This window comes from Adlercreutzia wanghongyangiae (assembly GCF_035989245.1).
GTDB lineage: Bacteria > Actinomycetota > Coriobacteriia > Coriobacteriales > Eggerthellaceae > Adlercreutzia > Adlercreutzia wanghongyangiae.
Genome location: NZ_JAYMFF010000002.1, coordinates 450474 through 464164 on the forward strand (window position 1 = coordinate 450474; position 13691 = coordinate 464164).

The following is a 13691-nucleotide window of genomic DNA, read 5'->3' on the forward strand; positions in this document are numbered from 1 at the left end:
GCCCGAAAAAGGCAGGCGAGCGTGCTATGGTGTGCCGCATTTCGGGAACACCGTCGAAAGGAGAGAGGGATGCAGCGCGAAGAAATCATTTCCGCCGCCGAGGCCTACTGGGACGAGAACCGCGATGCCATTGTGGCCGACATCGCCAAGCTGGTGGAAATTCCCAGCACGGAGGATTTGGCCGCGGCTGCGCCGGGCGCGCCTTATGGACCTGGTCCCGCCGCCGCGCTTGAGAAGGCTCTGGAAATCGCCGAGGGCATGGGCATGGCCGCCACCAACTGCGAGGGCCATATCGGCTTTGCCGATCTGCCCGGTGAGACCGACATCCAGCTGGGCATCATCGGCCACATGGACGTAGTGCCCGCTGGTCCCGGCTGGAGCTTCGACCCGTTCAAGGTGACTGAGAAGGACGGCTTCCTCATGGGCCGCGGCTGTCTGGACGACAAGGGCCCCTCGGTGGTGGCCCTGCATGCGGTGAAGTGCCTGGCCGGGCTGGATGTGCCGCGCCCCTATACCATTCGCTTCCTGTTCGGCGCCAACGAGGAAACCTCCATGGCCGACGTGGCCTGGTACCTTGAGAACTACGACAGCCCGGAGTTCATCTTCACGCCCGACGCCGACTTTCCCGTGTGCTACGGCGAGAAGGGCGGCTACGACGGTCGCATCACCAGCGCGCCCATTGTCGACCCGGTCATTCTGGACATCTCCGGCGGCGTGGTCACCAACGCGGTGCCCGGCGAGGCCTGGGCGCTGGTGCGCGCCGACGCATCGGCGCTGCCCGCGGCCGAGCGCATCACCGTGGAAGGCGCCGGCGACGGCACCGCGCGTATCGACGCCACGGGCGTGAACGCGCACGCGGCATGGCCCGAGCGCGGCATTTCCGCCATCATGCTGCTGACGAACTACCTGCTGGAGAACGGCCTGTGCAACCAGCAGGAGCGCGAGTTCCTGGAGCTGGTGCGCAGCCTGGTGTCCGACACCACGGGCGCCGGCGTGGGCATTGCCACGGCCGACGAGTACTTCGGGCCGCTGACCGTGGTGGGTGGCACCATCCGCAAGGAGGGCGACTGCCTGGTGCAGACCTTGGACAGCCGCTGGCCCACGTCCATCACTGCCGACGAGATTACGGCGGCGCTCACGAAGCTTACCGACGCCATTGGCGCCACGTTCGAGAACACCCTGCTCATGGTGCCTTTCCTGGTGAAGCCTGAGGATCCTGAGATTCAGGTGCTGCAGGACGCCTTCCAGGCAGTGACGGGCGACACCGATCATGCGCCCTTCACCATCGGCGGCGGCACCTACGCCCGCGAGTTCAAGAAGGGCGCGTCCTTCGGCATCAACATGCCCTGGATCGAGACCCCCGCATGGGTCGGCGGCGAGCATGCGCCCGACGAGGGTGTTGCCGAAGACCTGCTGCGCACCTCGTTCGTGATCTACGTGCTGGCCCTGGCCGAGCTTCAGGCGTTGAAGCTTGCCTAGCGCCAACCTTCAGCATGGCGAGAGCGGCCCCGATCATCGTCGGGGCCGCTCTTTTTATAAGAACTTTCAATCTTGTATCTGGGTTTAACCCGTGATTATTCCTTTTCGCGGATGACGGCGCGTCAGCTGTGCTATAGAATAGGGCGAAGTTTATTGTGAGACTATGAGAGTTCATTTTGGAGGACGACGTGCTAAACGCAATTATCGTTGACGACGAGGCGCCAGCCCGTTCCGAACTGCGCTTTCTTCTTGACGAAGTGGGCGGTGTCGAGGTAACCGCTGAGGCTGCCAACGTGCGCGAGGCTATCGAGAAGCTGAAGGAATATCCCTGCGACGTCATGTTTCTGGACGTGAACATGCCCGAGGCCACCGGTTTGCAGCTGGCCGAAGCGCTGCAGCATCTGAAGTTCCCGCCGGCGGTGGTGTTCGTGACCGCCTACTCCGAGCATGCGCTGGACGCATTCAAGGTGAGCGCTATCGATTACCTGGTGAAGCCCGTGGAGACCGAGCGTTTGGCCCAAGCCATCGCGCGGGTGCGCGAGCACGTTGCCTTGCACATGCAGGCCCACAAGTCCGAGCGCATCCCCGTGGAAAAGGGCGGCAAGAAGATCCTTATCGGCATCGACAAGATCCGCTTCGTCATGGCGCGCGACGACTACGCCTACCTGCAGACCGACACCGACCGCTACTTCAGCACGGTGAGCCTGGCTCAGCTGGAGAAGCGCCTGGATGGCCACGGGTTCTTCCGCGTGCATCGCGGTTACCTGGTGAACCTGTCCATGGTGGAGGAGATCGAGTCGGTTTCCGGTGGCACCCTGCTGCTCACCCTGAACGGCGTGGAGGAGAAGATTCCCGTGAGCCGCCGCCGCGTGAGCTCGCTGAAGAAAGCGCTGAACCTGTAGACTGGTTGCTGACTGCTCGGAAAAGGCACCCGCGTGGGTGCCTTTTTTCGTTGGGGCGTATTCGAGACGATGGGCAGGGCAGGCGGTAGCCCCGTTCACAGAACCGCCATACGGCTGTGAGGTTTGCGGCGTTCAATAACGGGCTTTGATAGAATATTTCGAACACGTTACGAGAGAGGAGCCCCGGTCTGCCGGATGCGGGGCCGTCCGCGATGCTGCTGGCTGGCAGATCCTGGAAGAGAAGAGGAAGCCAATGCTCTCCGTTGATATTGAAAAGCTGTATCCCGCGGCGAAGACGCTGGTGAAGGCCCATGCGGCCAGTCGTATCCATGCGAAGGACGCCACGCTGTACGATTTTTCCGCCGATGCCCAGGCCTGTGCCGAGAAGTACATGGGCTGGGCCGATCTGGCAAGCCAGCCCCAGTGCTCGCTGGACGAGGTGCGCGCTTTCGCCGACGAGGCGGTGGCCTCCGGTATCGATACGGTTATCCTCATTGGCCAGGGTGGTTCCACTCAGGCGCCCATGACCATCACGAAGTACAACAAGCAGGATAAGAATCGTGTGTCGTTCAAAACGCTGGACTCCGATTCGCCGGTGCGCGTGCGCGAGATGCTAACGGGATGCGACCCCGAGAAGACCCTGGTGATCATCTCGTCGAAGAGCGGGTCCACCATCGAGCCCCGCATGCTGCTTGAGGCCGTGCGCGCCTCGTTTGACAAGACCCTGGGCGAGAACACGGTGAAGCACCTGGTAGCTGTTACCGACCCGGGTTCCGACCTGGAAGCCCAGGCCCGTGCCGAGGGTTGGTGCGCGGTGTTCCCCGGCGAACCTACGGTGGGCGGCCGTTTCTCGGCGCTTTCCGTCTTCGGCCTTCTGCCCGCCGCGTTGGCCGGCATCGATCTGGATGCGTTCATGGCCCATGCCGTGGAGGCGGAGGAGGCCTGCAGCGAGGACGCCATCGATAACCCGGCCATCAACCTGGCGGCATTTCTGTACGACAATTACCTGAAGGGCCGTAACAAGTTCTCGTTCCTCACGCCGAAGCGCGGGCGCGTGCTGGGTCTGTGGATCGAGCAGCTGGTGGCTGAGTCGCTGGGCAAGGAAGGCCAGGGTATCCTGCCGAACATCGAGATCGATTCGCTGCTGCTGACCGAGGACCCGGGCGACCGCAGCATCATCATGTACCAGACCAAGACCGACCTGTGGGACGAGAGCCGCAACTTCGAGATGAGCTTGGCCTACATCGACAACGCCATTCCGCGTTTGAACTACCGCATCGATTCGGTGGAAGAGCTGGCTGAGCATTTCGTGATGTGGGAGTATGCCATCGCCATGTGCGGCTACCTGATGCAGGTATGCCCCTTCGATCAGCCTGACGTGGCGTCGGCCAAGGCCGAGGTGACGGAAATCCTGAAGAACGGCCAGCCTGATCCGCACTTTACCGAGGTGTTCACCGAGAGCGTGGATATGGGTCGTGTGGAGGTAACCTTTGCGCCTATGTTCGAGGGCTGTGAGGATTTGCATGAGACGCTGTACGCGCTGCTGTCCTCCATTCAGCCGGGTGACTTCTTCGCGCTGAACGCATTTCTGCCGTTTACGGGCGAGGGGCGCCGCGAGGCCATCGAGACCATTCGCCACGGGGTGGCGGAGTCGTTCAACGTGGTGTCGTGCCTGGAGGTGGGTCCGCGCTACCTGCATTCCACGGGCCAGCTGCAGAAGGGCGGCCCGAACATGGGCGTGTACCTGATTCTGTCGGCTGACGAGCTGAAGGACATTCCGCTGCCGGAGGGTGCCGCGGCCGCCAGCTTGGGCGATTTGGCGAAGGCCCAGGCTGCGGGCGATCTCATTACCCTGGCTAAGCGCGGCCGTCGCTGCGTACACCTGCACCTGCCCGATAACTCGGGTGTGACCCTGCGCCTTTTGGCCCAGGTGGTGGAGGACGTGATCGCTGACATTCTGACCGACCGTGCGCTTGCCGAGGCTGCTGCCATCGCTGAAGACGAAGAGCTGGCTGAGGCGACCGCCGTGGTGGAAACCGCTGCCGCCAGCGAGGCTGCCGTGGCTGGCGAGTTCTCCGACGCGGCTGAAGATGCCGATGCGGAAGGGGAGGTTGTGGAGGCCCCTGCTGAGACGGGTGCTGCGGCTGCAGAAGAGGCTGACGTGTAAATCGCAAGGGTTCTTCTGCGCAGGATTTTTCGATAGGAAGAGCCTTGGCGATGCTTTAGATGCCAAAATGGTCGAGATTTTACGATAGGGAGAGTCGTTTTTGAATTCGGGCTCTCCCTATCGTAAAATCCTGCACAAGAACATCTCTTCCGCCTACAAAGTGCACGGCATCTTCCCGCGACCTTTTGGCTGGACAATTCGCCCTGGTGAATTACGGACGGTCCCCGTTGAAAGTCGCGTTGTATTACACTACACTTGCGCGCACGGACGAGCGGACTGCTTCTTTCGTAGGAAGGAGCAGCTATGTACGTTAGCTGGATGGAGCTCTTGACGTTTTGTTTGGTTAGCGTAGCGGTGATCGAGTTGACGTCCCGCAAGCGGCAGTAGTCGCGCGGGCGGCAATGAAAAAGCCGCCCCTCGCATAGGAAGAACGGCTCTTCATCACATTAGCTGGATAATGCGAAGCAGTCGTGCCCGGTTGCAGCGGGCTTTCCGCTTGTCCGTAGTATATCGCGCAATGAGGCGCAAAGCAAGGGAGCTGCTCATGATCGACGCGGTTGACATTCACGTGAAGGGCATTGTGCAGGGGGTGGGCTTCCGCCCCTTTGTGTATCGGATGGCGAAGAAGTACCTCATCAACGGCTGGGTGCTGAATGCGGCCGACGGGGTGTACATTCACGCCGAGGGCGAGAGCAAACTCGTCGATGAGTTCATCATGGAGCTGTCGGACAACGCGCCGGCCGCCTCGAAGGTGGAGGAGATCGACATCAAGGAAGTGCCCCTGGAAGACTTCGACAGCTTCGAGATTCGCTTCTCTGACGACGATGCGGTGGAAGAGACCACGCTTGTGTCGCCCGATCTGGCCACGTGCGAGGACTGCGCGGCCGAGCTGTTCAACCCGAACGACCGCCGCTACCGCTATCCGTTCATCAACTGCACGAACTGCGGCCCGCGCTTCACCATTATCGATCACTTGCCCTACGACCGCGCAGCCACGTCCATGGCGGCCTTTCCCATGTGCGAGAAGTGCGCTGCTGAGTACGCCGACCCGCTGGACCGTCGCTTCCACGCCCAGCCCGACGCCTGCTTCGAATGCGGGCCCCATGTGTCGTTTGCCTGGCGGCAAACGAACGAAGCCTCGCTGACTTTCTTGGGCGAACCTATATTCAACGAGAATGATATTGAAATAGTTGGAGGCTTCAACATCGTGTGGGGCAAAACGCGCGAGGAGTCCGATGCTATTTTCGCGGCGGCGGTGGAGATGCTGCTGGCGGGGAAGATTCTGGCCGTAAAAGGATTGGGCGGCTTCCACTTGGTGTGCGACGCGAACAACGTCGAGGCCGTGGCCGAGCTGCGCCGCCGCAAGCGCCGCGACGGGAAGGCGCTGGCTGTGATGGCCCAGGCCATGGGCGATGTGCAGGCGCTTTGTCATGCGGGCGAGGAAGAGGAGGCGGTGCTGACTGGCTCGGCGCGGCCCATTGTTCTGCTGCGCAAACGAGCCGACGGCGCTATCGGGGAAGGCGTGGCCGATGGCCTGTCGGAGCTGGGCGTGATGCTGCCCTACACGCCGGTGCAGCATCTGTTGATGCACGACTTCGCCGAGGCTTGGTATGCGGCCAACCCGCAGGTAGTCGAGGCTGGCAATGAACCCGGTCGCCAGGTGCCGCTGCTGGTGATGACCTCGGGCAACGTGCACGACGAGCCCATCTGCATCGCCGACGAGGAAGCCCGCGAGAAGCTGGCCGATATCGCCGATGCCTTCCTGGGGAACAACCGTCCCATTCTCACCCGCTTCGATGACTCGGTGGTGAGATTGGTCCAGGTCGGAACTCAGGGCGGCCTGAAGGCCGCCCCTACGGACGGCGGCGACGCGGTGAGCCCCTCTTCTGCGCCAGACTCCCACCCTGTGATGGGCCCCTCTCCCGTAGGGGACGGCTTAAGCCGTCCTGCGGCGGTGGATGCGAGGCAATCGGATACGCTTGTCGGCGAAAAGCCCGCCTACGCCGTCCAGTTCCTGCGGCGCGCCCGGGGTTTCGCTCCGGTGCCCCTTTCCGTGGCCGCTGCCTCTGAGGGTTCGGCCGAGGGCAAGGCAGCGGAAGGGGCCGTGTCGGTGGCGGCCGACGGGGCGCAGCCGAAGGCTGGCGTCATCTTTGCGGCCGGCCCCGAGCAGAAGAACACCTTCACGCTGCTGCGCGGCACCGACGGCTTCGTATCGCAGCACATCGGCGATGTGGAGAATGCCGACACCTACGACGCATGGCTGGCCACCAAGGACCGCTTCGAGAGCCTGTTTGAGATGGAACCCGCGGCTGTGGCCTGCGATTTGCATCCCGAGTACTTGACGAGCAAGTGGGCTCACCATCAGGCGCTGCCGGTGACTGAGGTGCAGCATCACCATGCTCACATCGTGTCGGTTATGGCCGAGCACGGCTTGACTGATGCGGTCTGCGGCATCGCCTTCGACGGCACGGGCTACGGGGTCGATGGCGCTATCTGGGGTGGCGAAGTGCTGCTGGCGAACCGCTCCAATTTCGAGCGCTTCGCGAACTTCGCCTATGTGCCCATGCCGGGCGGGGCTGCGGCCATCAAGCACCCCTTGCGCATGGCCTACGGCGTGCTGTGGGCTTACGATTTGCTCGACCACCCGGCCGCCGAGACGGCGCTGGCGCCTTTGGGCGACGAGGCCGAGGTGTGCGACACCATGATCGAACGCGGGTTGAACACGCCGATGACCTCCTCGGTCGGGCGTCTGTTCGACGCGGCCAGTGCGCTTCTGGGCGTGTGCACGACCCCGAGCTACGAGGGCGAGGGGGCCATTCTGCTGGAAGCGGCCATGGAAGCGGTCGGGGCCGATGCTCCTGGGGCTGCGGCGGCGGAAGAAGCTGCCGGCGTGGTGGACGATGACGAGTTGGCCGCCCGTGAGCGCTATGCCGTCACGGCTCAGAAGAACGTCGCCACCGAGACGAGCACTGCCGAGGACACCTCGGTGCTGCTGCTGGATGCCGAGCCCACCTTCCGGGCGCTGCTGGACGATCTGGAGGCCGGCGTGCCCGTATCGGTTATCGCGCGGCGTTTCCACGACGTCATGGTGAGCGCCATTGTGATGGCGGCCGAGCTGGTGCGGGCTCTGTACGGTATTTCCACCGTGGTGCTTTCTGGCGGTGTGTTCATGAACCGCTACCTGCTTGAGCGTACGCTGCCGGCTCTGGCCGAGGCGGGCTTCACGGCCGCCATTAACCGCGATCTGCCCCCCAACGACGGCTGCATCTCGCTCGGCCAGGCGGTTGTCTGCTCTGCTCACCCTGCGGGACGAGCGGACTAGCCGATGCTGCGGTTCCGGCAGGCACCTGGCCTTGCGCTTCAGATCTTTCCCTCGCGGCGCGAAGGCCGCCGGTTCTGATCGGCATTGCCGCTCAGAACGCGCCCTCTCGGGCGCATAGAAAGTGCCGAATAGGCCACTGGCCTATTCGCTCATGCAAAATTCCAGGCACCTGTCGAAACCTCGCTGACTTCCTTGGGCGAACCTGCGACAATAAAAATAAGAAAAGATTTAAAGGAGTAGCGTATGTGCTTGGCAATTCCGGCGAAGGTGGCGGCCCTGGAAGAGGGGAATCTGGCCACGGTAGATATTCTGGGCGTGACCCGCGAGATCTCCGTCGACCTGACGCCCCAGGCGCAGGTGGGCGACTATGTGCTCGTGCACGCTGGCTTCGCCATCGAGGTGGTCGACGAGCAGTTCGCGCTGGAGACCATCGAGTTGGTGAGGCAATTCCCCGAACTGGCCGACCTGGACACCCAGCCGGCGGCGTAGCCATGGACGCAATGCAGCAGGAGCTGAGGGCGTTTAAGGATCCCACGCTGGCGCGGGGGCTCATCGAGTCTATCCAAGCGCTGGCGCCCGAAAGTGCCACGCTGATGGAAGTGTGCGGCACCCACACTGTGGCCATTGCGCGCAACGGCATCCGCGGGCTCATGCCCGAGGGCGTGCGTTTGGCGTCGGGCCCGGGTTGCCCTGTGTGCGTGACGAGCAACCACGACATCGACAAGGTGATCGCGCTGGCCCGCGTGCCGGAGGTGACCATTGCCACGTTCGGCGACATGACCCGCGTGCCTGGCTCCACCTCCAGCCTGCTGGCCGAGCAGGCGTCGGGCCGCTCGGTGGAGATCGTCTACTCGCCGTTGGACGCCCTGCGCCTGGCGAGCGAAAGCCCCGACCGCCAAATCGTGTTCGTGGGGGTGGGCTTCGAGACCACCACGCCGCTGGTGGCCATGGCTGTGAAGCGCGCGAAGGCCATGGGCCTTAAGAACTTCACCGTGTACGGCGCTCACAAGAATATGCCGGGCGCGCTGGAGGTCATCATCAACGACCCGGCCCTGAAGCTGGATGCGCTCATTCTGCCGGGGCACGTGTCCACCATCATCGGCGCCGAGCCGTACCGCTTCCTGGCCGAGAAGTACGGCATCCCGGGCGTCATCACCGGGTTCGAGCCGGTGGACGTGCTGCAGGGCATCGCCATGATCATGCGGCAGCTGCACGAGGGGCGCGCCGATATTGAGATCGCCTATGCGCGCGGCGTCATGCCCGAGGGCAACCCGGTGGCGCTGGCCGCCATCGACGAGGTGTTCGAGACCTGCTCCGCCACGTGGCGCGGCTTGGGCGAGATTCCCGGCAGCGGCTACCGCATCCGCGAACAGTTCGCCGACTTCGATGCCATGCGCCGCTTCCAGCCGGACGTGGAAGAGGTGCGCGAACACACGGGTTGCCGCTGCGGCGACGTGCTGCGCGGCATTATGGCCCCGAGCGATTGCCCGCTGTTCCGGAAGGTGTGCACGCCAGAAAACCCCGTGGGCCCCTGCATGGTCTCCAGCGAAGGCAGCTGCGCCGCGTACTATCGCTATTACTAGTTCCGTTCGCCCTACGGGACGAACGGACGGGTCGACGCTGCGGTTTCGACAGGCACCTGTCGAACCCACGCTGACTCCCTTGGGCGAACCTGTGATGAGATGAAGATGGAGAATAATACTCACTATATATATGTGCTGGAATGTGCCGATGGGTCGCTGTATACGGGGTATGCGGTGGATGTGCAGGCGCGCTTAGCGGTGCACAACGCCGGGAAGGGCGCCAAGTACACCCGTGCCCGCCTGCCCGTGAGCCTGCTCGCCTACGCCGAGTTCGAGACCAAGCACGATGCCATGCACGCGGAATACGTTTTCAAGCAGTTGTCCCGCAACGAAAAGGACGCCCTGCTGGCGCGGGCGTCCCATAGTTCGTTCGAGGAAGCGTTGCGGGATATTCTGGTTTAGCTCAGCTTCCCGCCCAGCTCCTTGGCGGCGGCCGCCTTGTCGAAGTTGCCACCGGTGCGCTTCGTGAGCTCGCCCATCACGCGGCCCATCTCCTTCTTCGAGGTGGCGCCGGTATCGGCCAGCACCTCGCTGATAAGCGCGACCAGCTCGTCGCCTTCCACCTGTTTCGGCAGGTAGCCCTCCAGAATGGCCACCTGCTCGGTGAGGGTGTCGGTGCGCTCCTGGTTGTTGCCGGCCTTGATGGAGCCGTCCAGCGTCTCCTTCGTCTGCTTGATCACGCGCTTCAACATGGCGTCCACGTCGGCTTCGGTCACGTCGCGGCGCTCGTTCACCTCGATGGCCTTGAGCTCGGTGTGCACCTGGCGCAGAATGTCGCGGCGATGGTTGTCGCGCGCCTTCATGGCCGCCTTGATCTCGTCTTGCAGCTGCTGGTATTCCATGGGGGGGGCAGTCCTTTCGTTGGGAAGCGTTTGCCCCATTATAGCGCTCCGCGAAAACCCGGAGGGAGCTTTGGGTGTTCCGCTTTGACGAAGATGGTGTGATGCGTCTCCCGTAGGGGGCGGCTTCAGCCGCCCCGATCGAGTGCGGCTGCTTTGATGGAGGGCGGGCTAAAGCCCGCCCCTACGGAAAGTTGAGGGATGAGCTAGCCTTGCTGCAGGCTGCCCTTCACGATGCTACGAGCGGCCAGGTAGGTCACCAGCATGTAGCCGCCGTAGATGACGAGTGTGAGGCCCGCGGCCATCATGACCGGCCCGAACGTGCTCACGCCGATGGCGCTCAGCATGGAATCGGACAGCACCCCGATGGCGCAGGTGGCGTGGCAGGCGGCCAGCCCCAGAGGCACGAGAAAGTACACGAGCACCTGGGCCAGAAGCGAGCGGTTGATCATGCGCGTATCGCAGCCGAGCTTGAACAGGGTGCGGTAGCGCGGCGCGGAATCGGAGGCTTGGCTCAGCTGTTGGATGGCCAAGATAGCGGCGGTGGACACCAGGAAGATGAAGCCGATGTACAGCGCCAGGTAGGTGATCATGAGCCGCAGCCCGGCCGACTGGGTGGTCATCTCGTAGGCGGTGAGGATGCGCGTCACCGGCCACAGCAGGCTCGCGTAGGGCTCGCCGCTGCCGGCGGTTCCCTTCTCGAAGCCACCCATCTCCAGCGGCTGCGAGGCGGCCACGATGTCCATGAGGGCCGCGGCGTTTTGGGCCGCCGACTTGCCGTTGTCGGCGTACATCACGTTCAGCGTCTGCGTGGAGGGGATGCAGCCCTCATCGCGCAGGGCATTGATTACCTCGTCGGGCACGATAACCACCATTGCCGTGGCCGTCATGGCGTTGTCCTCCAGCTGTGTGGCGTGCACGGGCCCGGTCAGGGTCAGCTCCTGCCCGCCGGCGTCAATCGTGGGCGCGGCCTTTGCCACGGCCTCGGCCAGGGCCTGCACGATTTCCATGTTGTTTGCCAAGCCGCAGGTGCCCGGCTCCAACTCCACCGGGTCTTGGCCCTGCAGAGCGCGGGCGGCGTTGAAGTCGCTCAGCGACAGCACGCCCACCGACGACTTCATGATGCTGCCCAGGTCGTCCAAGTGCAGGTCGGCGCCGTCGGCCACCGACTCGGCGGCCTCCACGAGGGGCGCGTAGGTCATGTTAGGTAGAGAGTAGAAGTTCGCCTGGGCATACGAGCCCACCGTTTCGGCCCACAACTCGGGCGCGCCGGCCTCAAGGGCGGCGGCGATGTTCCAATCGTAGGACTCGGCTGCAGCCAGGCGGTCGGGGGCGTTGGCCTCCATCTCGGCGCGGCGCTCAAGCTCGCCGGCTGATGAGGCGGGCGTGCCGTCGGGGCCGTACCACACGCCGGCATCCAGGCTGGCGGAATAGGGATTCGCCTTCTCGGCGCCGCCCACGAACACCTCTACAAGTCCCATGCCCGTGGAGAACACGGTGATGGAGAAGAACAGCAGCACGCACACGGCCCACAGCGACAAAAACGCCGTGTTCACCTTGCTGGCAATCTGGCGCACGGTGAACAGGTTCAGCTTGCGCAGGTACACGCCCTTAAGGCGTGTGAGCACCGCGATGGCGAATCCGGCGAGCGACCAGAAGAACAGCAGCGATCCCACGAGCATGCCCACCGTGGCGCGCATGAACTCGGGCTGGTCCATCATCACCAGGCCGTTCTCGATCAGCTGCTCGTAGGCGTAGGCCAGCACCGCCAGCGACACGAGGAACGCCACCAGGCACACCCAGGGGTTGCGCACGCCGGCGCGCTCGTTTTTCTCGCCGGCGCGGATGAGGTCGATCAGCTTGCAGCGGCTCACGGTCAGGGTGTTGAACAGCGCCACCACCACGTAAATGGCGGCGAAGCAGCCCAGGGTGACCACGAAGGCGTCGGAGGAGAACACGAACTGGTAGTTGGTCATGGTGGTGCCGAACAGGGCCGCCGTGAAGAACGACAGCGCCTGGGACAGCAGCACGCCGCACACCAGGCCCACGGCCAGCGACAGAAGACCCACCATCACCGTTTCGTACAGCACGATGCGCGACACATGGCCCGGTGTCATGCCGAGCACCAGGTAGGTGCCGAACTCGCGCTTGCGCCGGCGGATGAGGAACTGGTTCGCGTACAGAATGAGGAATCCCAGCACGCAGGCCACCACGCCCGAGAACATCTTCAGCATCTGGGTGGTGGTGTTGAAGATGTTGGACGAGGCCGCCGATTCCATATCGAAGAGAATCTGCTGGCTGCCAATGGAGTTGAAGGCGTAGAACACCGCCACGCCGAACAGCAGTGTGATGAAGTAGATGGCGTAGTCGCGCACCGACCGGCGGATGTTGCGCAGGGCGAGCTTAAGATACATGGCCGGCCTCCCCACCCAGGAAGGACACCACTTCCATGATGCGGGCGAAGAAGGCGTCGCGGCTCTCGTCGCCCCGGCGCAGCTCGTTGAACACGGCGCCGTCCTTGATGAACAGCACGCGGTTGGTGTAGCTGGCGGCGAAGGCATCGTGGGTGACCATCATGATGGTGGCGCCCATCTGCGTGTTCATCATCTCCATGATTTCCAGCATCACGGTGGCGGCGCGCGAGTCCAAAGCACCGGTGGGCTCGTCGGCTAGGATGAGCTTCGGGTCGGTGACCATGGCGCGGGCCGCGGCCACGCGCTGCTTCTGGCCGCCGGACATCTGGTAGGGGTACTTCTGCAGCACCTGATCAACGCCGAGGCGCGCGGCCATGGCGTTCACCTTGCCGGGGATGGAGCGGGCCGGCTCGCCCTTGATGGTGAGCGCGAGCGAGATGTTCTCGAAGCCGGTGAGGGTGTCCAGCAGGTTGGAGTCTTGGAAGATGAAGCCCAAGTCGTCGCGGCGGAACTTCGCCAGCTGCCGGCGGGACATGCCCGTGATGTCGCGACCGCCCACGATGATGTGGCCGCTCGTGACGGTATCGATGGTGGAAACGCAGTTCAAAAGCGTGGTCTTGCCGGAACCGGAGGGGCCCATGATGCCCACGAACTCGCCGGCGGCCACGTCGAAGCTGATGCCGGCCAGGGCATGGGTGACCGAGTCGCGGCTGCCGAAGACCTTCTCGATGGAGCGCACCGACAGGATGGGGGAGCCGCCACGGACGGCGCCGGGGGCGGTTCCGAGTGCGCCGGCGGTGTGGGCGCCGTGGGCTGCGGCAGCTGCGGAAGCGCCAGCGCCGTAGGCGTCGCGGGAGAAGGCGGCGGCGATGCCATCCAGCGTGCTGCGGTCATCGCTTCCAAGCGGCAGGGGCGTGCCGGGGTCGGCGGGCTGCGGACGATAAGCCGAGGGAGTGGGTTCGGTGTACACTTCGGCCATTAGTAG

At 63.8% G+C, this 13691-nt stretch carries 10 protein-coding genes; 7 read left to right on the forward strand and 3 right to left on the reverse strand.

All coding sequences use genetic code 11. From position 1 onward, the window contains the following. The first annotated feature begins 69 nt into the window (after window positions 1-69). The 7 genes from VIN30_RS02225 to VIN30_RS02255 all read left to right on the forward strand — a co-directional run bounded on the left by VIN30_RS02225 (window position 70) and on the right by VIN30_RS02255 (window position 9855). Complete coding sequence (locus tag VIN30_RS02225) at window positions 70-1479, forward strand: Sapep family Mn(2+)-dependent dipeptidase (protein WP_338208929.1); 1410 nt, start codon at window positions 70-72, stop codon at window positions 1477-1479. Between the two features lie 188 nt (window positions 1480-1667). After that, window positions 1668-2381: a LytR/AlgR family response regulator transcription factor gene (locus VIN30_RS02230; RefSeq protein ID WP_326426580.1), complete on the forward strand. Its 714-nt coding sequence runs from the start codon at window positions 1668-1670 to the stop codon at window positions 2379-2381. A gap of 253 nt (window positions 2382-2634) precedes the next feature. Continuing rightward, window positions 2635-4548 carry a glucose-6-phosphate isomerase gene (locus tag VIN30_RS02235; protein WP_338208930.1) on the forward strand — a complete coding sequence of 638 codons (1914 nt, stop codon included), beginning with the start codon at window positions 2635-2637 and terminating at the stop codon, window positions 4546-4548. A 544-nt stretch (window positions 4549-5092) separates the two neighbouring features. After that, the gene (locus tag VIN30_RS02240; protein ID WP_338208931.1) at window positions 5093-7870 is read left to right on the forward strand and encodes a carbamoyltransferase HypF; all 2778 of its coding nucleotides are present in this window, start codon (window positions 5093-5095) and stop codon (window positions 7868-7870) included. A 243-nt stretch (window positions 7871-8113) separates the two neighbouring features. After that, entirely contained in the window at window positions 8114-8359 is a 246-nt protein-coding gene (locus VIN30_RS02245; protein ID WP_338208933.1) for a HypC/HybG/HupF family hydrogenase formation chaperone, read from the forward strand. Between the two features lie 2 nt (window positions 8360-8361). Continuing rightward, window positions 8362-9453: a hydrogenase formation protein HypD gene (hypD, locus tag VIN30_RS02250; protein ID WP_338208934.1), complete on the forward strand. Its 1092-nt coding sequence runs from the start codon at window positions 8362-8364 to the stop codon at window positions 9451-9453. A 105-nt stretch (window positions 9454-9558) separates the two neighbouring features. Continuing rightward, window positions 9559-9855 (forward strand): GIY-YIG nuclease family protein, encoded by a 297-nt coding sequence (locus VIN30_RS02255; protein WP_338208936.1) that lies wholly within the window; start codon window positions 9559-9561, stop codon window positions 9853-9855. On the opposite strand, the gene VIN30_RS02260 is transcribed toward VIN30_RS02255, so the two are convergent. The 3 genes from VIN30_RS02260 to VIN30_RS02270 form a co-directional block, all read right to left on the reverse strand. After that, window positions 9852-10295 (reverse strand): GatB/YqeY domain-containing protein, encoded by a 444-nt coding sequence (locus tag VIN30_RS02260; RefSeq protein WP_338208938.1) that lies wholly within the window; start codon window positions 10293-10295, stop codon window positions 9852-9854. The genes VIN30_RS02255 and VIN30_RS02260 overlap by 4 nt on opposite strands. Window positions 10296-10498: 203 nt before the next feature. Beyond that, window positions 10499-12706, reverse strand: coding sequence for an ABC transporter permease (locus VIN30_RS02265; RefSeq protein WP_338208940.1), 2208 nt, complete (start codon window positions 12704-12706; stop codon window positions 10499-10501). Then, a complete protein-coding gene (locus tag VIN30_RS02270; RefSeq protein WP_326426622.1) occupies window positions 12696-13454 on the reverse strand; it encodes an ABC transporter ATP-binding protein in 759 nt (252 codons plus the stop codon). The genes VIN30_RS02265 and VIN30_RS02270 overlap by 11 nt, the downstream gene beginning before the upstream one ends. Between the last annotated feature and the right edge of the window lie 237 nt (window positions 13455-13691).

Bases quoted from the DNA above. Each gene is read 5' to 3' on its own strand.
- VIN30_RS02225 (WP_338208929.1), top strand. From the start codon at position 70: ATGCAGCGCGAAGAAATCATTTCCGCCGCCGAGGCCTACTGGGACGAG.
- VIN30_RS02235 (WP_338208930.1), top strand. From the start codon at position 2,635: ATGCTCTCCGTTGATATTGAAAAGCTGTATCCCGCGGCGAAGACGCTG.
- VIN30_RS02240 (WP_338208931.1), top strand. From the start codon at position 5,093: ATGATCGACGCGGTTGACATTCACGTGAAGGGCATTGTGCAGGGGGTG.
- VIN30_RS02245 (WP_338208933.1), top strand. From the start codon at position 8,114: ATGTGCTTGGCAATTCCGGCGAAGGTGGCGGCCCTGGAAGAGGGGAAT.
- hypD (WP_338208934.1), top strand. From the start codon at position 8,362: ATGGACGCAATGCAGCAGGAGCTGAGGGCGTTTAAGGATCCCACGCTG.
- VIN30_RS02255 (WP_338208936.1), top strand. From the start codon at position 9,559: ATGGAGAATAATACTCACTATATATATGTGCTGGAATGTGCCGATGGG.
- VIN30_RS02260 (WP_338208938.1), bottom strand. From the start codon at position 10,295: ATGGAATACCAGCAGCTGCAAGACGAGATCAAGGCGGCCATGAAGGCG.
- VIN30_RS02265 (WP_338208940.1), bottom strand. From the start codon at position 12,706: ATGTATCTTAAGCTCGCCCTGCGCAACATCCGCCGGTCGGTGCGCGAC.